The 19,880-nt window shown below is 54.4% G+C and carries 22 protein-coding genes; 19 read left to right on the top strand and 3 right to left on the bottom strand.

Annotation, left to right across the window (positions count from 1 at the left end; all coding sequences use genetic code 11):
• The first annotated feature begins 2 nt into the window (after positions 1–2).
• The 16 genes from QSJ10_RS10515 (at position 3) to QSJ10_RS10440 (ending at position 14,479) form a co-directional block, all read left to right on the top strand.
• The gene (locus QSJ10_RS10515; protein WP_033014687.1) at positions 3–965 is read left to right on the top strand and encodes a PhoH family protein; all 963 of its coding nucleotides are present in this window, start codon (positions 3–5) and stop codon (positions 963–965) included.
• A 54-nt stretch (positions 966–1,019) separates the two neighbouring features.
• Positions 1,020–3,122: an HD family phosphohydrolase gene (locus QSJ10_RS10510; protein WP_033014685.1), complete on the top strand. Its 2,103-nt coding sequence runs from the start codon at positions 1,020–1,022 to the stop codon at positions 3,120–3,122.
• Positions 3,119–3,589, top strand: coding sequence for an rRNA maturation RNase YbeY (gene ybeY, locus QSJ10_RS10505; protein ID WP_033014683.1), 471 nt, complete (start codon positions 3,119–3,121; stop codon positions 3,587–3,589). The genes QSJ10_RS10510 and ybeY overlap by 4 nt, the downstream gene beginning before the upstream one ends.
• 2 nt (positions 3,590–3,591) lie before the next feature.
• Positions 3,592–3,945, top strand: a complete 354-nt coding sequence (locus QSJ10_RS10500; protein ID WP_033014681.1) for a diacylglycerol kinase family protein — start codon at positions 3,592–3,594, stop codon at positions 3,943–3,945.
• 125 nt (positions 3,946–4,070) lie between these two features.
• Positions 4,071–4,469 carry a cytidine deaminase gene (locus QSJ10_RS10495; RefSeq protein ID WP_033014679.1) on the top strand — a complete coding sequence of 133 codons (399 nt, stop codon included), beginning with the start codon at positions 4,071–4,073 and terminating at the stop codon, positions 4,467–4,469.
• On the top strand, positions 4,462–5,370 hold the full coding sequence (era, locus tag QSJ10_RS10490) for a GTPase Era (RefSeq protein WP_033009655.1): 909 nt from the start codon (positions 4,462–4,464) through the stop codon (positions 5,368–5,370). Before QSJ10_RS10495 ends, era begins: the two co-directional genes overlap by 8 nt.
• A gap of 102 nt (positions 5,371–5,472) precedes the next feature.
• Positions 5,473–5,616 (top strand): YqzL family protein, encoded by a 144-nt coding sequence (locus QSJ10_RS10485; protein ID WP_064502498.1) that lies wholly within the window; start codon positions 5,473–5,475, stop codon positions 5,614–5,616.
• Between the two features lie 31 nt (positions 5,617–5,647).
• A complete protein-coding gene (recO, locus tag QSJ10_RS10480; protein ID WP_033009656.1) occupies positions 5,648–6,424 on the top strand; it encodes a DNA repair protein RecO in 777 nt (258 codons plus the stop codon).
• Positions 6,425–6,536: 112 nt separating this feature from the next.
• Entirely contained in the window at positions 6,537–7,133 is a 597-nt protein-coding gene (gene ccpN, locus QSJ10_RS10475; RefSeq protein WP_033009658.1) for a transcriptional regulator CcpN, read from the top strand.
• Positions 7,134–7,151: 18 nt separating this feature from the next.
• Positions 7,152–7,952: a pyruvate, water dikinase regulatory protein gene (locus QSJ10_RS10470; RefSeq protein WP_033014676.1), complete on the top strand. Its 801-nt coding sequence runs from the start codon at positions 7,152–7,154 to the stop codon at positions 7,950–7,952.
• Positions 7,953–8,485: 533 nt separating this feature from the next.
• Entirely contained in the window at positions 8,486–10,282 is a 1,797-nt protein-coding gene (dnaG, locus tag QSJ10_RS10465; protein WP_049624496.1) for a DNA primase, read from the top strand.
• Between the two features lie 34 nt (positions 10,283–10,316).
• Positions 10,317–11,447, top strand: a complete 1,131-nt coding sequence (gene rpoD / locus QSJ10_RS10460; protein ID WP_033014671.1) for an RNA polymerase sigma factor RpoD — start codon at positions 10,317–10,319, stop codon at positions 11,445–11,447.
• Between the two features lie 75 nt (positions 11,448–11,522).
• On the top strand, positions 11,523–12,041 hold the full coding sequence (locus QSJ10_RS10455; protein ID WP_049624495.1) for a hypothetical protein: 519 nt from the start codon (positions 11,523–11,525) through the stop codon (positions 12,039–12,041).
• 108 nt (positions 12,042–12,149) lie between these two features.
• Entirely contained in the window at positions 12,150–12,512 is a 363-nt protein-coding gene (gene cccA, locus QSJ10_RS10450) for a cytochrome c550 (RefSeq protein ID WP_033014667.1), read from the top strand.
• Between the two features lie 144 nt (positions 12,513–12,656).
• Positions 12,657–13,361 (top strand): tRNA (adenine(22)-N(1))-methyltransferase, encoded by a 705-nt coding sequence (locus QSJ10_RS10445; RefSeq protein WP_033007937.1) that lies wholly within the window; start codon positions 12,657–12,659, stop codon positions 13,359–13,361.
• Positions 13,358–14,479, top strand: coding sequence for a Nif3-like dinuclear metal center hexameric protein (locus QSJ10_RS10440; RefSeq protein WP_053532201.1), 1,122 nt, complete (start codon positions 13,358–13,360; stop codon positions 14,477–14,479). The genes QSJ10_RS10445 and QSJ10_RS10440 overlap by 4 nt, the downstream gene beginning before the upstream one ends.
• Before the next feature lie 79 nt (positions 14,480–14,558).
• Here the strand turns inward: QSJ10_RS10440 and QSJ10_RS10435 are convergent, their stop codons facing one another.
• Positions 14,559–15,509 carry a 4-hydroxy-3-methylbut-2-enyl diphosphate reductase gene (locus QSJ10_RS10435; protein ID WP_044743145.1) on the bottom strand — a complete coding sequence of 317 codons (951 nt, stop codon included), beginning with the start codon at positions 15,507–15,509 and terminating at the stop codon, positions 14,559–14,561.
• A 123-nt stretch (positions 15,510–15,632) separates the two neighbouring features.
• Complete coding sequence (locus tag QSJ10_RS10430; protein ID WP_230847095.1) at positions 15,633–16,181, bottom strand: YqfQ family protein; 549 nt, start codon at positions 16,179–16,181, stop codon at positions 15,633–15,635.
• 175 nt (positions 16,182–16,356) lie between these two features.
• On the opposite strand from QSJ10_RS10430, the gene QSJ10_RS10425 reads away from it, so the two are divergent.
• A complete protein-coding gene (locus QSJ10_RS10425) occupies positions 16,357–17,667 on the top strand; it encodes a DEAD/DEAH box helicase (RefSeq protein ID WP_033010238.1) in 1,311 nt (436 codons plus the stop codon).
• Positions 17,668–17,704: 37 nt separating this feature from the next.
• Complete coding sequence (locus QSJ10_RS10420; RefSeq protein ID WP_033014659.1) at positions 17,705–18,604, top strand: deoxyribonuclease IV; 900 nt, start codon at positions 17,705–17,707, stop codon at positions 18,602–18,604.
• 21 nt (positions 18,605–18,625) lie between these two features.
• Here the strand turns inward: QSJ10_RS10420 and QSJ10_RS10415 are convergent, their stop codons facing one another.
• Entirely contained in the window at positions 18,626–18,886 is a 261-nt protein-coding gene (locus QSJ10_RS10415; protein ID WP_033010236.1) for a DUF2624 domain-containing protein, read from the bottom strand.
• Positions 18,887–18,984: 98 nt separating this feature from the next.
• Here QSJ10_RS10415 and QSJ10_RS10410 point away from each other — a divergent pair, with 98 nt between their 5' ends.
• On the top strand, positions 18,985–19,866 hold the full coding sequence (locus tag QSJ10_RS10410) for a YitT family protein (protein ID WP_033014655.1): 882 nt from the start codon (positions 18,985–18,987) through the stop codon (positions 19,864–19,866).
• Positions 19,867–19,880: the final 14 nt, after the last annotated feature.

The raw sequence follows: 19,880 nt of genomic DNA, 5'->3' as shown, positions 1-19,880 counted from the left end.
GAATGTCAGAGCAGTTTATCACGATCAGCCAACACGTGCGCAATCAACAGGAAGCGGCGGCGCTCTTTGGCGTTCATGACGCCCATTTAAAGCGGATTGAGGAAGAGCTTGGCGTGTCGATTGTGACGCGCGGGGAGACGGTCAACGTCTCCGGAACGCCGCAGCAAGTCCAGCTCGTCGATGAGCTGCTTCGCCATTTATTGATTGTCATCCGCAAAGGGGTGGCCGTCAGCGAGCGCGACATCATCTATGCCGTACAGCTGGCGAAAAAAGGGGCGCTTGACGGCCTCATCCAGCTGTACGAAGAAGAGATTACGAAAAATGCCAAAGGGAAGTCGATCCGCGTCAAAACGCTCGGCCAGCGTTATTACGTGGCGGCGATTGAACAACACGACTTGACGTTTGGCATCGGGCCGGCCGGAACCGGGAAAACGTACTTGGCGGTTGTCATGGCGGTGAAGGCGCTGAAAAACGGCAGCGTCAAACGCATCATTTTGACCCGACCGGCTGTCGAGGCGGGGGAAAGCCTCGGCTTTTTGCCCGGCGACTTGAAGGAGAAAGTCGACCCGTATTTGCGCCCACTGTACGATGCGCTAAACGACGTGCTCGGAGCGGAGTATGTGCAGCGCCTCATTGAACGCGGCACGATTGAGATCGCTCCGCTCGCCTATATGCGTGGCCGGACGCTTGAGGATGCGTTCGTCATTCTGGACGAAGCGCAAAATACGACGCCGGCGCAAATGAAAATGTTTTTAACCCGGCTTGGTTTTGGGTCAAAAATGGTGATCACCGGCGATATTTCCCAAGTCGACCTGCCAAAAGGAGTCGAGTCGGGGCTGTCGGTCGCGAAGCGCATTTTGGCTTCCATCAGCGGCATTGCTTTTGTGTTTTTGGAGCAGTCTGATGTTGTCCGCCATCCGCTTGTGGCGAAAATTATTAATGCCTACGATGAGGCCGGCTTATAGAGCACAGACCGGGATGGATGGCACAGCTTTTCTTACAAAGCGAGGGGAAAACCGGTGGGAAGGCTTCGTTTTTTTCTCGAGCGGACAAAAGACGTCCGCTTCGTCCGCTTTTGGCTGTTTTTGTTTTTGGCTGCGCTGTTGTTTGCTGTGTTGTACTGGCAAGTGAAACCGCGCCAATATGAGCTGCGCCTGTTTGACGTCGCTAAAGAAACGATCCGCTCGCCGGTGACGGTTGAGGACAAAGAAGCGACAGCCAGGCTGAAAGAAGAAGCAGCCGCCAAAGTGGCAGACGTTTATACGTTGAAAAAAGAATATGCCGAAAACCGTGTCGATCTTCTTTCCTCGCTGTTTGCCGCCATTGAGAGCGTGCAAAACGAGGCGGGTTCGGGCCGTTCGCCCGGTGATTTGACAGCGAAGCTCGAGGAACGGCTGCCGCCGGAGTGGTTTGCCTACCTGTCCTCTGAAGAATGGCGGCGGCTGCTCAGCGCTTCTCCCGGTGAACTCGAGACAGCCAAAGAAGCAGCGTTGACGGCCGTGCATGCGGCCATGAGCGAGCGCATTTCCCAGGCGGAGCTTGACGAGGCGCGCGCGAAAGCAGCGACAGAGCTCAAGTATGCGGCGCTGTCGCCGGCGTTGCGCGAAACCGTCGCCAAGTTGTGCCGGCAGGCTGTCATTCCGAACGTCGTCTACGACCGGACGGCGACGGAAGAAAAGCGGCGGCAGGCGATGGATGAAGTGAAGCCAGTGAAAATTTTGCAAGGGCAAGTGATCGTGGAGGAAGGGCAATTTATTACGAGTGACATTTACCACCGGCTTGAGCTCGTCGGCCTGCTTGGCGGCGGACGCCCGCATTGGCCGGCCGCGGGGCTTTGTTTGTTCGTGCTGCTCTTGCTTGCGCCGCTCGCTTACTATTTCCGCGCCGAGAAGACGAATGAAAACTTGCTGCTTTATGGAGCGGTGTTCACGTTGATGATGGCGGTGATGGTGCTCATTCGCCTGCTGCCGTCCGGCGGGGCCGTTTCGGCTGGCTATCTCGTTCCGGCAGCGTTCGGTCCGATGCTTGTCCGCGTGCTGCTTGGCGAGCGGCTGGCGGTGATGACCGCCATCATTGGGGCGGTGTGCGGCAGCATCTTGTTTAATGAAGAAATCGGGGCGACTGGCGCCGTATCGGTGTCCTTGGCTGTTTATTTGCTCGCTGGCGGCCTGGCTGGGACGTTTTGCCTGCCGAAGGAGCTGGCGAAGGCGAAAATTTGGCGGGCCGGTGTGCTTGTTGCCGTCGTCAATGCGGGTTTGCTCCTATCGTTGTTGCTAATGAAAAATGGCCGCTACTCGCTGGCTGAGATCGGCCTTTTTCTTCTCATGGCGGCGGCCTCCGGCATTTTCTCCGCCATTTTGACGATCGGGCTGCTGCCGGTGTTTGAGACGGCATTCGGCATTTTGTCGCCGCTTCGCCTCATTGAGCTGTCGAATCCAAATCACCCGCTGTTGCGCAAATTGTTGACGGAGGCGCCGGGGACGTATCATCACAGCATCATGGTCGCCAATTTGGCGGAAGCGGCGTGCGAGGCGATCGGCGCCGACGGCTTGCTAGCGCGCGTCGCCTGCTATTACCACGACATCGGCAAGACAAAGCGGCCCCGCTATTTCATTGAAAACCAAATGGGCGGCAATCCGCACGATCATTTGTCGCCGCAATTGAGCAAAAATATTATTATCGCCCATGTCACCGACGGCGTCGCCTTGCTTCGCAAGCACCGGCTGCCAAAGGAGATTGTCGACATCGCCGAACAGCATCATGGCACGACGCTGCTCAAGTATTTTTATCATAAAGCGCTCGAGCAAACGGGAGTGGTCTCCGAAGCCGAGTTCCGCTATCCCGGGCCGAAGCCGCAGACGAAAGAGGCGGCGGTCATCAACATTGCCGACAGCGTCGAGGCGGCTGTCCGTTCGTTGGCCAACCCCTCGCAGGAAAAAATCGAAAAGATCGTCCGGGGGATCATCGCCGACCGCCTGCAGGACAACCAGTTGAACGAGTGCGACATCACGATGAAAGAGTTGGAGATCGTCGCCCGTTCGCTTTGTGAGACGCTCAACGGCGTCTTCCATTCGCGCATTGAATACCCGGAAGTACGAAAGGAAAAGGTGAAGCATGCATGACCATTCACATCGACTTTATCGACGAAACGGGCGAAGTGACCGCAGAGCAGCTTGAGATGCTCGAGCAACTCCTTCGCGAAGCGGCAGCGAGCGAGAACGTGCCGGACGGGACGGAAGTGGGCGTCTCATTCGTGGACAACGAGCGCATTCGCCTGATGAACCGCGACTATCGCGGCAAAGACGCTCCGACTGATGTGCTTTCGTTCGCGTTGGAAGAGGAAGGAGAGGGCGAAGTCGACATCATCGGCGCCGATATGCCGCTGGTGCTTGGCGACATCGTCATCTCCATTCCGAAGGCGAAAGAGCAAGCGGCGGAATACGGGCATTCGTTCATGCGCGAGCTCGGGTTTTTGGCCGTGCACGGTTTTTTGCATTTGCTTGGCTATGACCACGAAACGGAAGAGGAAGAGCGCGTCATGTTTGCCAAGCAAGAGGAAATATTGACGCGGTTCGGATTGACGCGATAGCCATGCGAGGTGCGAGGGAACGGGATCGTTTCGCCTGGGCTTGGGCGGGAATGAAGGCGGCGGTGAAGGAGGAGGCGCATTTGCGTTTTCACTTGGCGGCCGCCGTTGTTGCCTTTGCGCTCGGTTTCGCTGTCGGGCTGTCGCGCTGGGAGTGGATTGTGTTAGTGCTGACAGTTGGTGCGGTCGTTACACTCGAGCTGGTGAATACAGCCATCGAGCGCACGGTCGACTTGGTGACAGGAGAGTTTCACCCGCTGGCGAAAGCGGCGAAAGATATCGCTGCTGCGGCTGTGCTCGTGGCTGCCGGGGTTGCTGTCATCATCGGGGCGCTGCTGTTTTGGCCGCATCTTCGCTGAACGAACGAGAGATAAAATTCTAATTTTTCTGTTACATTTTTGTTTCAAATGATGAAATTGGCGGCGATTTTTTGTAAAATAATAAAAGAAAGCAGCGTTTGCTTTCAGGAAAGGAAGAGCCATTCATGGAGATCGAACAGCTCATTGCCGAAGCGAAAAAAGCGCGCGAATTCGCATACGTGCCTTATTCGAAATTCAAAGTCGGCGCCGCGTTGCTGACGAAAGACGGCAGTGTGTACCGCGGCTGCAACATTGAAAACGCCGCTTACAGCGTGTGCAATTGCGCGGAGCGGATCGCGCTGTTTAAGGCGTATTCCGAAGGGGAAACGGAGTTTGCCGCCCTCGCGGTCATTGCCGACACTCCCCGCCCGGTTCCGCCGTGCGGCGCATGCCGTCAAGTGATCGCTGAGCTTTGCCCTAGCGATATGAAAGTCATTTTGGCCAATATCAACGGCGATGTCAAAATCGTCACCGTTCAAGAACTGCTGCCAGATGCTTTTTCAGCGGAGGATATGCATGAATAAGGAAGGATACAAATCAGGGTTTGTTGCCATTATCGGAAGACCGAACGTAGGAAAATCGACGTTTTTAAACCGTGTCGTCGGGCAAAAAATCGCCATTATGAGCGACAAACCGCAGACGACGCGCAATAAAATCCAAGGCGTGTACACCGATGAGGACGCACAAATCATTTTTATCGACACTCCCGGGGTGCATAAACCGAAGCATAAACTCGGCGATTTTATGATGAAAGTGGCGCTCAATGCGCTGCGCGAAGTCGATTTGATTTTGTTTATGGTCAATGCCGAGGAAGGGTTTGGGCGCGGCGAGGCGTTCATTATGGAGCGCTTGAAAGAAGTCGATACGCCGGTGTTTTTGGTGATCAACAAAATCGATCGCGTTCACCCGGATGAGCTGCTGCCGCTCATTGACCAGTACAAGGATTTGCACCCTTTTGCGGAAATTGTGCCGATTTCAGCGCTTGAAGGAAACAATGTCGAGCGTCTGCTGGAGCAAATTAAAGAGCGGTTGCCGGAAGGACCGCAATATTATCCACCGGATCAAGTCACCGACCATCCGGAGCAGTTTATCATCGCCGAGCTCATTCGCGAGAAAGCGCTTCACTTGACGCGCGAGGAAGTTCCACATTCGATCGCCGTCGTCGTCGAACGCATTGAGCGGCGCGAAGAGACGGGCACGGTTTACGTCGGGGCTGTCATCGTTGTTGAGCGCGATTCGCAAAAAGGAATCATCATCGGCAAGCAAGGCCGGATGTTAAAGGAAATCGGACAGCGGGCGCGCGCTGACATTGAGGCACTGCTTGGATCCAAAGTGTTTTTGGAGCTGTGGGTGAAGGTGCAAAAGGACTGGCGCAACCGCCTTTCGCAGTTGCGCGACTTCGGGTTTCGCGAGGACGAGTATTGACGGCTAGAAAATTTTACGCGACATAAACGGGTTTTGCCCGAGCCAACCTATAGGTAAAACCACCAATATGCAATGCCTGCAGGCAGAAAGAGGTGTCATTCCATGCTTGAGTTTACTTGGAAGTTGTTTAGCCAAACAGGCAATATCGATACGTACTTGTTGTTTAAAGAGTTGGAACGGGAGCAGCGGCTCGGCGGTGAGGAGCAGAACACCGACCAGAAAGAAATCGACCAGCCGATCTCTTAGCATCGTCACTGGCCCAATTGGTGGTGGTTCAATGTTTGAAAAGTGTGAAGCGATCGTGATGCGGACCATCGATTATGGCGAGACGAATAAAATTGTCACATTGTTTACAAGGGAATGGGGAAAGGTGGCTGTGATGGCGCGAGGTGCGAAAAAGCCAAGCAGCCGCCTTTCTGCTGTTACGCAGCCGCTCGCCTATGGCCATTATTTGATCCGCCGCAGCCGCGGCGTCGGCGTTCTCCATCAAGGGGAGCTCATTGATTCGATGCGGGCGCTGCGTGAAGATTTGTTTGCCGCTGCCTATGCCGCGTATATTGTGGAGCTCACCGACAAAAGCACAGAAGAGCAAAAGCGCAATCCGTACTTGTTTGAGCTGTTGCGGCAGACGTTACAGTATATGAGCGAAGGGCGCGATTTAGAGATCATGGCGTTGATTTATGAGATGAAAATGCTCCCAGTGCTCGGCATTCCGCCGGTGCTTGACCGTTGCGCGCGTTGCGGGGCGACAGAAGGGAGCGTCTCGTTTTCGGTCAAGGAGGCGGGCTTCCTTTGTCATCGCTGCGAGGAGGCCGACCCGCACCGGATGCCGTTGTCGCCAGCGTCGGCCCGGCTGTTGCGCCTGTTTTTCCATATTGATCTTGCCCGGCTGGGCGCGATTTCGGTCAAAGAAACGACAAAGGCGGAATTGAAGGCGGTGCTGTCGGCGTACTACGATGAATATGCCGGCCTGTCGCTGAAGGCGAAACGCTTTTTGCAGCAAATGAGCGTGCTGAAAGACACACTCGCCCCCGATAGCGGCCAGGATGCTTAATTTTCCTTGTAAACGCGTGATGTAGTATAATATAAACAAGGATGATAGCGTGAGGGACCTTTTGGCAAGGTGGTGAGCGACGATCGAACTGAATAAACGCCAGGAACAAATTTTGCAAATTGTCAAAGACTACGGGCCGATCACCGGCGAGAGCATCGCCGAAAAGCTGAACTTGACGCGGGCGACGCTGCGGCCCGATCTCGCGATTTTGACGATGGCCGGCTATTTGGAAGCGCGGCCGCGCGTCGGTTATTTTTATACCGGAAAAACGGGCACGCAGCTGTTCGCCGATAAGATTAAAAAATTAAAAGTTGAAGACTACCAGTCCATCCCGGTCGTCGTCAACGAAAACGTGAGCGTCTATGATGCGATTGTCACGATGTTTTTGGAAGACGTCGGCACGCTGTTTGTCGTCGATGAGGAGTCGCTTCTTGCGGGCGTTTTGTCGCGCAAAGACTTGCTGCGCGCGAGCATCGGCAAACAGGAACTGACAGCGATTCCCGTTAATATTATCATGACAAGGATGCCGAACATCGCTGTTTGTTATAAAGATGATCCGCTGATTGAGGTGGCCGAACGGCTGATCGAGAAGCAAATCGACGCTATGCCGGTCGTGCGCAAAACGGAGAAGGGGTATGAAGTGATCGGCCGCATTACGAAAACGAATATGACGAAAGCGTTCGTCTCATTAGCCAAAGACGATGTGTGAGCGAAAAGGAGGAACAAAATGAATCAACGCCTCGTTTATGTCGTATCCGACTCGGGCGGGGAGACGGCTGAGCTTGTCGTCAAGGCGGCGGCCAGCCAGTTTTACGCCTCGCCGGTTCAAATCAAGCGCGTTCCATACGTAGAGGATAAAACGACGTTAGCCGAAGTGGTCGCGTTGGCCAAAATGAACCAAGCCATTATTGCCTTTACGCTCGTTATTCCGGAAATGCGCGAATTTTTGCTTGCCGAGGCGGCGCGCGAAGGGGTGGTCGCTTACGATATCATCGGCCCACTCATCGAAAAAATGAGCGGCTTGTTCCAGCTGACGCCAAGGTATGAGCCGGGCCAGGTGCGCGTGCTCGACGAAGATTACTTCAAAAAAATCGAAGCGATCGAATTCGCCGTCAAATACGACGACGGCCGCGACCCACGCGGCATTTTGCGCGCTGATATTGTGTTGATCGGCGTATCGCGCACATCGAAAACGCCGCTGTCGCAATACTTGGCGCATAAGCGGCTGAAGGTGGCAAACGTACCGATCGTTCCGGAAGTCGAGCCGCCCGAGCAGCTGTTTCAAGTCGGGCCAGGCAAATGCTTCGGTTTGAAAATCAGCCCGGACAAGCTGCTGTCGATCCGCCGCGAGCGTTTGAAATCGCTCGGCTTGAACGACCAAGCCATCTATGCGAACATGGATCGCATTAAAGAAGAGCTGGCTTATTTTGACGAAGTCGTAAAAAAAATCGGCTGCGATGTCATCGATGTAACGAACAAAGCTGTGGAAGAAACGGCAAGCATCATTATGAAAAAGTTGAAGTGTTAAGAACGTTGGATCCGCCTGTTTTGTCCGCACGATTTCCTGCCGGTAATCGTGCGCTTTTTTATGGCATACGTCCCTGAGTTATATTATAATAAAAAATTGCGGGAAAAATGACCCTGCATAGGTTTAGAGTGGGCATAAGTCGAGTAAACTATTTATAGCTGTTTGTCAAGGAAAACAAGGGAAAAGTTTTCGACAAAAACCGCCGGGCGCCCGAAAAAAAAGAAGGATTTTTGGGGATGATGTAGAATAATAGGGAGTGTGAAGCCTTCCCTTGCTTTAGGGGCCAGGTTGTCCGCTGCAACAAAGTCAAAAAAAATGAAATGTTCCCTTTGGCCTTGAAATATAATATATCGAAGCGCCCTTTCGCCAGCTTGACGCCGTTTGCTTTACGGAGGCGGCGGGCGGATTGGGAGGGCCGGCTGTTGCGGGCAAGGGGGAAGGCAAAACGGAGGAGTTGAAAAAATTTGTCGAAAGTAAAAGGGAAATCGGCTGACAGCCGAGAATAAATTAAATTATGATACGGGGTTGTTCGTATGGGACATCGCATTCCCGAAGAAACGATTGAAGCCATTCGCCGCGGCGTCGATATTGTGGATGTCATCGGCGAATACGTCCAGCTGAAACGGCAGGGCCGCAACTATTTTGGCTTATGCCCCTTTCATGGGGAAAAGACGCCGTCGTTTTCCGTTTCTCCGGAAAAGCAAATTTTCCACTGCTTCGGTTGCGGAGCAGGAGGGAATGCCTTCACGTTTTTAATGGACATCGAGGGCATTCCGTTTGTGGAAGCGGCCAAACGGCTTGCGGCCAAGGCAGGCGTCGATTTGTCCGTCTATGAGCTGGATGTTCGCGGGCGCGATGATGGTCAGACGGACGAGGCGAAGGCGATGACGGAAGCGCATGCCTTGCTGAAACGATTTTACCATCATTTGCTTGTCCATACAAAAGAAGGACAAGCCGCGCTTGATTACTTGCAGGCGCGCGGATGGACAAAAGAAACGATCGACCGGTTTGAAATCGGCTATGCCCCGGATGCACCTGATGCGGCGGCCAAGTTGCTGGAGAGCCATTCCTTTTCTCTTCCGGTGATGGAAAAGGCGGGGTTGTTGACGAAAAAAGAGGACGGGCGATACGTCGACCGGTTCCGGAACCGCATTATGTTTCCGATCCACGACCACCGCGGCGAAACGGTGGGGTTTTCCGGCCGCCTGCTCGGCGAAGGGCATCCGAAATATGTCAACAGCCCAGAAACGCCCGTTTTCCGCAAAGGGGCGATTCTATACCACTTTCATGCGGCGCGGGTGCCGATCCGCAAGCGGCAGGAGGCGCTGCTTGTCGAAGGGTTTGCCGATGTCATTTCCGCAGCGCAGGCCGGCATCGATTATGCCATTGCGACGATGGGGACGTCGCTGACCGAGGAGCAGGCGCGCATTTTGCGCCGCCATGCGGACACTATAACGATTTGTTATGACGGCGACAGCGCCGGGATCGAAGCCGCTTGGCGCGCTGCTGAGCAGCTGAGCGCATTGGGATGCCGCGTCAAGGTGGCATCCCTTCCGAACGGTCTTGACCCGGATGAATATATACGTGTTTATGGCGGTGAACGGTTTGCCGGAGAAGTGGCTGCCGCCCGACCGCTCGTGGCGTTTAAAATGGCGTATTTGCGGCGCGGAAAAAATTTGCAGCACGAAGGGGAGCGGCTCCGCTATATTGATGAAGCGCTCCGGGAGATCGGCAAGCTGTCGAGCCCGGTGGAACAAGATTATTATTTGCGCCAGCTCGCCGAAGAGTTTTCGTTGTCGCTTTCCGCTCTTCATGAGCAGCTGTCCCGCAGCCAGCGCGAGAGGACAAAGCCGCGGGAGGCGCCCGATGGGGAAACGGCGCGGCCGATGCTGGCGAAAAAGTTGCTGCCGGCTTTTCAAAATGCGGAACGGTTGCTGCTTGCTCATATGATGAGAAGCCGCGATGTGGCGCTGGTCGTTCAAGAGCGGATTGGCGGCCGGTTTAACATCGAGGAGCATCGGGCGTTAGCCGCTTATATTTACGCCTTTTACGAAGAAGGGCATGAAGCCGACCCGGGTGCGCTCATCTCAAGAATCCCCGGCGAGTTGCAGCCGCTCGCGAGCGAGCTGTCGCTTTTATTGATCGCAGATGACGTTTCCGAACAGGAGCTCGAGGATTATATCAGGCATGTGTTGAATCGCCCAAAATGGTTAATGCTAAAGGTAAAAGAACAAGAAAAAACGGAAGCGGAGCGAAGAAAGGACTTTTTGACAGCCGCCCGCATCGCCAAAGAAATGATTGAAATGAAAAAAATGTTATCTTCCTCATAATATGGTGGTATGAGTTTTTAAAGGAGGTAATGAAATGGCCGAAAAACCAGCCCAATCAAAGCAGGCCGAGGCGGCTGCCGGCGAAACGCTGGAGCAGGTGAAAGAGCAGCTCGCTGAGCTCGGCAAGAAGCGCGGCATCCTCACATACGAAGAAATTGCCGAGCGGCTTTCCGGCTTTGATTTGGACTCCGACCAAATGGACGAATATTATGAATACTTGGCTGACCAAGGCATTGAAGTCATCAGCGAATCCGATTTGGAAGCCGATCCGGACATCGATGAGCTGGCCAAGGAGGCGGAATTCGACTTAAATGACTTATCCGTTCCTCCCGGCGTGAAAATCAATGACCCGGTGCGCATGTACTTAAAAGAAATCGGCCGTGTCCCCCTTTTATCAGCGGAAGAAGAAATTGAGCTGGCGAAGCGGATCGAACAAGGCGATGAAGAGGCGAAGCGCCGGCTGACGGAAGCCAACCTCCGCCTCGTCGTCAGCATTGCCAAACGGTATGTCGGCCGCGGCATGCTTTTCCTCGATTTGATCCAGGAAGGGAACATGGGGCTGATCAAGGCGGTTGAAAAGTTTGATTACCGCAAGGGCTACAAGTTCAGTACGTACGCGACGTGGTGGATCCGACAAGCCATTACGAGGGCGATCGCCGATCAAGCGCGGACGATCCGCATCCCGGTGCATATGGTCGAGACGATCAACAAACTGATCCGCGTTCAACGGCAGTTGCTCCAAGACCTCGGGCGCGAACCAACGCCGGAAGAAATCGCCGAGGAAATGGATTTGACGCCGGAAAAAGTGCGGGAAATTTTGAAGATCGCCCAAGAGCCGGTGTCGCTCGAGACGCCGATCGGCGAAGAAGACGACTCGCATCTTGGCGACTTCATCGAAGACCAAGATGCGACGTCGCCATCGGAACACGCCGCTTATGAGCTGTTGAAAGAGCAGCTTGAAGATGTGCTTGATACGCTGACCGACCGCGAAGAGAACGTGCTCCGCCTCCGTTTCGGGCTTGACGACGGCCGGACGCGGACGCTGGAAGAAGTAGGCAAGGTGTTTGGTGTGACGCGCGAACGCATTCGCCAAATCGAAGCCAAAGCGTTGCGCAAGCTACGCCATCCGAGCCGCAGCAAACGGCTGAAAGACTTTTTGGAATGACTGTTCGTTCCATAGTTTACTTCTTCGGAAGTAAACTATTTTTTTCTTCTTCTTTTGGCGAAAGGTGGAATGCAAATGAACCGGAGACGGCGGGAAACGATTATCCGAGAAATCGAGTATTGGAAACGTTCGCGCCTCCTGCCAGAGCATTATTGCAATTATTTGCTCGCGCTTTATACCGAGGGCGATGCTTCCCTGAGCCCGCGCCGCCCGTTGCGCAGCCGGCTGGAGGCCAGCCTTTGTTTATTGTTGCCAGCTGCCGCCCTTGCCATTTATTTTACTGAATTGTCATTTGTTTTGCAAACACTCCTTTGTGCCCTTTTTTTCGCTGTTTGCCTGTTTTTTTGCTGGCGGTGGCGGAACGAACGAGAACTTCTTCACTTTCCGCTCATCGGAAGCGCTTGGATTTTGCTCGTGGCATCCATGTTGGAGGTTGACCGCTTTTTCCAGGGGCAAGCGGGTGCGCTAGCCGCTGCCGTGATCGGAAACTGTGTTCTCTGGTTTGCAGTCGGCCGTCTGCTTCGCCTTCGCTACTTTTCGCTCGCCGCTGTCAGCGGACCGCTGCTTGTAGCCGCCGCCATCTGGTGGTGTTGAGGTGTGTTGTTGCCTTTTCGGCAACTTAGAGCTTTTCCTTGTCCATTATTTACAGTAAAATAAAATTGTTTGCAACGTTCTTCATTATACATAAGGGAGGTAAAAGAGATGAACCGCAATCCGCTCATCCCGTTTTTCATCATCATGGCATTCGGGATTGTGCTGACGTTCGTCTTGTCGTTTAAAGGGCTAGGCGATGCGAAGGAAATGGCCAAAGAGAAAAAAGGCGGGGAAAAAACGGAACAAACGGCCGAATTCAATCCGGAACAGTTTTACCAACAAACGTGTTCTGGCTGTCACGGCCAAAACTATGAAGGCGGCGTCGGCCCGGCATTAAAAGGAGTCGGCGAACGGTTATCGGCGGACCAAATTAAAGATGTCCTGCAAAACGGACGCGGCAACATGCCGCCAGGGCTTGTGCCGGCTGACAACATCGACGCGATGACGAAATGGCTCGCCGGTTTAAAATAATGGATGGTGAACATCCCTTTGCTTTTGGCAAGGGGATGTTTTGTTTAGTACAATAGAGGCGCGCGACCTTGAGAACAGGAAAGGAGGAAGGAGCGGCCGCCTTCGCCCAGCGGTGGAAGGAAGGCGGGCTGCACCAAAGGAGCCATGAACGAGTTTCGCCTATCAAAGCGGTTGGCAACGGTCGCTTCCTTCATTCCGAAAGGAGCCGTGCTCGCTGACATCGGGTCGGATCATGCGTATTTGCCTTGCTATGCCTGCCTGCACGGGTATGTGTCAAAAGCCATTGCCGGCGAGGTCGCTGACGGCCCGCTTCGCTCCGCGCAGCAACAAGTGGAAAAGACGGGGCTTTCCGACCGCATTTCGGTGCGCAAAGGAGACGGATTGGCTGTCATCGCTCCGGGGGAAGTGGATTGCATCACGATCGCCGGCATGGGCGGCTCCCTTATCACCCGCATTTTGGATGAGGGGAAAGAAAAGCTCGTCGGTGTCCAACGGCTCATTTTGCAGCCGAACATTGGCGCTGAACTGATCCGCCGCTGGCTCTTCGATCATGGGTGGGAGTTGATTGCCGAACGCATACTGAAGGAAGATGGGCAAATTTACGAAGTGCTTGTCGCCGAGCGCGGCGACGCCCGGCGGCCGTACCGCCATCTGGAGGCGGAATTGCTCCTTGGGCCGTTTTTGCGCCGGGAAAACAGCGAGGTGTTCCGCGAAAAATGGCAGCGCGAGCTTCTGCATTGGAAACGGATTATCGCCGATTTGGCGGAGAAAGGGGAAAGCGAGGCGGCTAGGGTGAAAATGCGCGAACTGGAGAAAAAAGTCCAATTGGTAGAGGAGGCGTTGCGATGAGCCGGGTTCCGTACGGTCATGAAGTTATTCAGCTTGTGGAACGGCTTGCCCCGAAACAGCTCGCCATGGAAGGGGACCGGATCGGCCTGCAAATCGGGACGTTGAACAAGCCGGTCCGGAAAGTGATGATCGCCCTCGACGTGCTGGAAGACGTCGTCGTCGAAGCCATCAATCAACGAGTCGATTTGATTATCGCCCATCATCCGCCGCTCTACCGCCCGCTTAAGCAGCTGTTGACGGACGACGGGCACGGGCGGACGATCGCGGCGTGCATCAAGCACGACATCGCTGTGTATGCCGCCCACACGAATTTAGACGTCGCATTTGGCGGGGTCAATGATTGGCTCGCCGAGGCGCTTGGTTTAAGCGAGACGGCGGTGCTCGTGCCAACATATACAGAACCGTTGAAAAAGCTCGTTGTCTACGTGCCGGTGAGTCATGCCGAGGCGGTGCGGGCGGCGTTAGGCGATGCCGGCGCCGGCCATATCGGACGCTACAGCCATTGCACGTTCAACAGCCACGGCATCGGAACGTTTTTGCCGGAAGAAGGAGCGCAGCCGTTTATCGGGGAACAAGGGAAGCTCGAAGAAGTGGAGGAAGTGCGCATTGAGACGATCGTTCCTGCTTCCTTGGAACGGAATGTCATTCAAGCGATGCTGGCTGCCCATCCGTATGAAGAAGTAGCCTATGATCTTTATCCGCTTGACAACGAGGGGCGCCGCTTTGGGCTTGGCCGCATCGGGAGGCTGCCGCAGCCGGTGACGCTGCGCGCCTTCGCCGAACAAGTGAAAACCGCATTTTCCGTCCCGGCCGTGCGCGTCGTCGGCCGGCTCGATGACCTTGTGCAAACCGTCGCCGTACTGGGCGGGGACGGGAACAAGTTTGTCGCTGCTGCCGCCTCGGCTGGAGCGGACGTGTACGTGACCGGCGATGTGTACTACCATACGGCCCATGACGCCCAGGCGCTCGGCTTGCGCCTTGTCGACCCGGGCCATAATGTTGAAAAAGTGATGAAGCAAGGATTAGCCCGCTATTTAATGGCAGAGCTCCGGAAGCGGCAGTGGGAAACGGACGTGATCGCCTCCAGCGTTCATACGGATCCGTTTCAGTTCATCTAAGCGGCAAGCGAAAAAGGCTGTTCCACCAGGCGGTTTTGCCGACTGCGGGACAGCCTTTGTTTATAAACGGGGCGAGCTGTTACTCGTCTTTCTTTGCTTTTACTTTTGGCAAAATTTTGTGCAGCGGCACTTTCCGCTCCCGCTGCCATGTCGCCGGGTCGTTCGGGTCAAATTGCTCGAGGAAGTCGATCACTTCCTTGGTGATCGGCGTTGGGGTCGAAGCGCCGGCGGTGACGGCGACTTTTTTGGCATTTTTTATCCAATTGATGTCGATTTCCGTGACATCCGCGACGCGGTACGCTTTCGTGCCGGCAATTTCTTCCGACACTTGGGCGAGGCGATTGGAGTTGTTGCTGCGCGGGTCGCCGACAACGATCGTCACGTCGGCGTCCTTTGCCTGTTCGGCGACCGCTTCTTGCCGGAGCTGGGTCGCGAGGCAAATTTCTTTATGCATTTCCACGTGCGGGTACTTTTCCTTCACTTTCGCCATAATATCGGCGACGTCCCACTGGCTCATTGTCGTTTGGTTCGTCACCATAAGGCGCTTGTTTTCCAACGCGAGCCGTTCGACATCGTCGACCGTTTCCACAAGGTGAATGCGCTCCGGATTGATGCCGACCGCTCCTTCCGGCTCCGGGTGCCCTTTTTTGCCGATGTAAATGATGTCATAGCCATCCGCGAGCTTTTGTTCGATCAAGCGGTGTGTTTTCGTCACATCCGGGCACGTTGCATCGATCGTGACCAACCCTTTTTCGAGCGCCCGCTTTTTCACTTCCGGCGATACGCCGTGAGCGGTGAAAATGACCGTGCCGCGGTCGATTTTTTCCAAAATCTCAAGCCGGTTTTCTCCATCGAGTGTAATAATGCCTTCTTCGGCAAACGCATCGGTGACGTGTTTGTTATGGACGATCATTCCAAGAATATAAATGGGCCGTGGCAATGACGGATCCAAAGCCGCATTGCGGGCGATCACCATCGCATCGACAACCCCGTAGCAATATCCGCGCGGGGTGATTTTAATGACTTCCATCGTTTTCCCTCCCTGCCGCCGACCGTGCGGCGGTTGTTCACCTTTCATTATATCGGAGAGCGGAAGGGAAGACAAAGAATAATCGCCCCAAACGGCAACAAGCAGCGCTGGGGCGGAAAATGGCTATATATACAGCTTGGGGGTTGATGGTTTGGATGCGGCTGGCGTGCGCTTTTCTGCTAGCTCTTCGCGCTTTGGCCGCGGAACGGGGCGTTTCTTGGCCGCCAGCCCTCCTGATTTTCGTTTCTCCTCTTCAGCCGGTGCGCGCTCCGGTTGGGTGGGGTTCTCCTCTTTTTTATCAGCTGGTTTCAGCTCACGAAAAATGCGGATCATCCCCGGAAGATTGCGGACGAGCGGCCCGTACTGCTGCACCATTGGCACAACGTTTTGTGCGATGCCGAGCATTTTTTGCACGTTGTTTAACATGCCGATAAACCCGCTGCCTGTGTTGGCTGTTGTGGCGGCGTTGGCGGCTGTGTTTTGCAATAGCGGCATCCCCGATGGAGATGGGACCACCGTTGGCGGCTGCCCGCGGGAAAATAAACGGGCTAGCAGGCCGCCTGCGCCGCCGGGGCGAGGGAACGGGGCCGGCATGCGGGCGAACGGGGCGGACGGGGCACCGATGAATGGAGAAGGCATCATCGGGGGCCGGCTGTATCTCATGGCACTCATGACAGTTGCCTCCTTTCCACTGTGCGGATGAACAATCGTCCTCTTTCATACAATATGCGGGCGGGGCGGGAAAGGTTTTTCCCGCTGCCGTGGTCTTTAGTTGCGGCCGACCTCCGACATTCGCTATAATGGTGAAGCAAATGGAGCGGCTCAGGCAGAAGGGAGTTGTGGTGGAATGACGGAGACGCAGTTTGCCCGTTTTTCGTTTCAACCGTTTGTCATCGAAGCCATTAAGGCGCTTCGTTTTTATAAACCGACGGAAATTCAAGAACGCATCATTCCGGGGGCGTTGCGCGGCGAAAGCATGGTCGGCCAGTCGCAAACCGGGACAGGGAAAACGCATGCCTATTTGTTGCCGATCATCGAAAAGATCGATCCGGAGCGTGCGGAAGTGCAGGCTGTCATCACGGCGCCGACGCGCGAGCTGGCGACGCAAATTTATCATGAGACATTGAAGATTACAAAATTTTGCCCGAAAGACCGCATGATCATCGCCCGCTGTTTCATCGGCGGGACAGATAAGCAAAAAGCGCTCGAAAAATTGACGGTGCAGCCGCACATTGTCATCGGCACGCCGGGGCGCATCAACGATTTCATCCGCGAGCAGGCGCTTGATGTGCATACGGCGCGCACTCTTGTTGTTGATGAGGCCGATTTGATGCTGGATATGGGCTTTCTCGTCGATGTGGACCAAATCGCCGCCCGCATGCCGAAAGAGTTGCAAATGCTTGTGTTTTCGGCGACCATTCCGGAAAAGCTGAAGCCGTTTTTGAAAAAATATATGGAAAATCCAACATTCGTCCAGGTCAAGCCGAGACAGGCGGCAAACGAAAACATCGAGCATGTGCTCATTCCGCTGCGTGGGCGCGAGAAGGCTAGGCTGCTTCATGATGTGCTTGTCAGCTACAACCCGTATTTGGCCATCGTGTTCGTCAACACGAGAAAGATGGCGGATGAAGTCGCCGACCTTCTTGCGGAACAAGGGCTGAAAGTCGGTGTGCTGCACGGCGATTTGACGCCGCGCGAACGAAAAAAAGTGATGAACCAAATCCGCGATCTCGAGTTTCAATACGTGGTCGCCACCGATTTGGCGGCGCGCGGCATCGACATCGAAGGAGTCAGCCATGTTGTCAACTACGAACTGCCGGATGATTTGCAGTTTTACATCCACCGCGCTGGAAGGACGGCGCGCGCCGGCTACAACGGCATTGCGGCGACGATTTACGAGCCGTCCGACCAGGATGCGATCGCCCGCCTGGAGAAAATGGGCATTTCGTTCGTCCACCGTGATCTTGTGCGCGGCGAATGGAAAGAGCTCCCGCCATGGAACCGGCGGAGCAAGCGGGCCGGCGAAAAGAAAGACGAACTCGCACCGGTGATCGCCAAGCTGAAAAAGGCGAAGAAAGTGAAGCCGGGCTATAAGAAAAAGCTGCGCGCCGAGCTCGAAAAGAAGAAAAAGCGGCTTGGCCGTTTCAAACAATTGTAGTCTTGACCCGGAATGAAACGAAAAGGGAGAGAAGAGGATGCTAAAAATCGGTTCACACGTGTCGATGAGCGGCAAAAACATGCTGCTCGCCGCCAGTGAGGAAGCCGTTTCCTACGGCGCGAATACGTTTATGATTTACACGGGGGCGCCGCAAAACACAAGGCGCAAGGCGATCGAGGAACTCAATATCGAAGCCGGGCGAAAACATATGGCGGCGCACGGCATTGAGGAGATCGTCGTTCACGCCCCGTACATCATCAACATCGGGAACACGGTCAACCTTGATACGTTTGCGCTTGGCGTTGATTTTTTGCGCGCTGAAATCGAGCGGACAGAAGCGATAGGGGCGAGCCAGCTTGTGCTGCACCCGGGTGCTCATGTCGGCGCCGGGGCGGAGGCGGGGCTCCGGCAAATCATCCGCGGGCTGAATGAAGTGTTGACGCGCGGGCAGACCGTGCAAATCGCGCTTGAGACGATGGCCGGCAAAGGATCGGAATGCGGGCGCACGTTCGAAGAGCTGGCGTACATCATTGATGGCGTCGCCTATAACGACAAGTTGTCCGTCTGTTTTGACACGTGCCATACGCATGACGCCGGCTATGACATTGTCAATGATTTTGACGGCGTGCTTGATGAATTTGACCGCATCATCGGTCTTGAGCGGTTGAAAGTACTGCACATTAACGACAGCAAAAACCCGCGCGGCAGCCGAAAAGACCGCCATGAAAACATCGGGTTCGGCCATATCGGATTTGCTGCGCTCAATTATATCGTCCATCATCCACAACTGGAGGATATTCCAAAAATTTTAGAAACGCCGTATGTCGGTGAGGAGAAAAACAACAAAAAACCACCGTACAAGCATGAAATTGCGATGCTGCGGGCAAAGACCTTTGATGATCGATTGCTTGAGAAAATTGCAGCTGACGAGCAATAAAAAAGGGCGTTCCGCCCTTTTTTACTTTTTTTGCACAAATTGCAAAAACAGTTCGTTCGCTTTTTTGGCGATCTCCGGCGAGGTGATTTTCGCCAGCTCGCGCACCCATTTTTTCCGTTCTTGCGGATCGAAAACGTTGAGATCATTCGTCCGGGCCAGATGGAGAATTTTTTTCGCCTGGCTGACGGTAATCGGCAGGCCGTAGTCCCGGCTGTAGGCCGCCAATTCCTCCGGGGTGATCGTTTTCAACTTTTGCTTGACAAGCTGTTGATAAAAATTCATTGCCACCGCCTCCTTCGTTCTTTTCCATCATATGGCGTGAACAGAAAAGGGGTGTATGATATAATGGAAATGAAAGCAAAGGGAGAAAGGGTGGTAATTTGGCGGCAAAACAGCATAAAAAGGAACCGTTGAACCATGTGTTGTACCGAGCGGTCATGATCGCCATCGGCGCGGCATTGGCTGCCTTCGCGATCGAGCGGCTGCTTGTTCCGAATAAAATGATCGATGGCGGCATTATCGGTGTTTCGCTCATCCTCGATTACTTGATCCCAGATGAATGGCGGCTGCTCAATTTTGCCACGCTTGTCATCCTCTTAAACGCCCCGTTTATGTATTTCGGCTACAAGCACATCGGCAAAACGTTTATGTTGTCGACGATTTTAGGCGTCGTCATTCTCGGAGCCGCTGAACGGGCATTTCATCATTTTTCCCCGCTGACGGCCGAGCCGATTTTGGCAACGGTGTTTGGCGGTTTGGCGCTTGGGCTTGGCGTCGGGTTGGTCATTCGCCATGGTGGGTCGCTCGATGGGACAGAAATTTTAGGAATTTTGTTGACGAAAAAAATCCCGTTTTCCGTCGGGGAGTTCGTCATGTTTGTCAACGTCTTTATTTTCGGCTGGGCGGCGTTTGTGCTCGGGGTCGAGGCGGCGATGTATTCGGTCATGACGTACTATATTGCTTCCAAGACGATCGACGCAGTCATCGAAGGGATTGATGAGACGCGGGCCGCTTTTATTGTCACTGATTATTATGCGGAGATTTCGGACGCCATTTTGCACCGCCTCGGCCGCGGAACGACGAAATTGATCGGCAAAGGCGGCTACACCGATGAAGAAAAAGAAATTATTTATGCGGTCGTCACGCGCTTGGAAGTGACAAAACTAAAATCGATCGTCAATGAAATCGACCCGGATGCGTTCATCACCATTATGCCGACGCATGAAGTGCGCGGCGCCCGCTTTAAATCAGCAATTCATTGAGGTTTACAAAACGC

Origin of the sequence: Geobacillus stearothermophilus ATCC 12980 (assembly GCF_030369615.1) — a bacterium.
GTDB lineage: Bacteria > Bacillota > Bacilli > Bacillales > Anoxybacillaceae > Geobacillus > Geobacillus stearothermophilus.
This window is presented reverse-complemented; position numbering and strand designations above follow the sequence as displayed.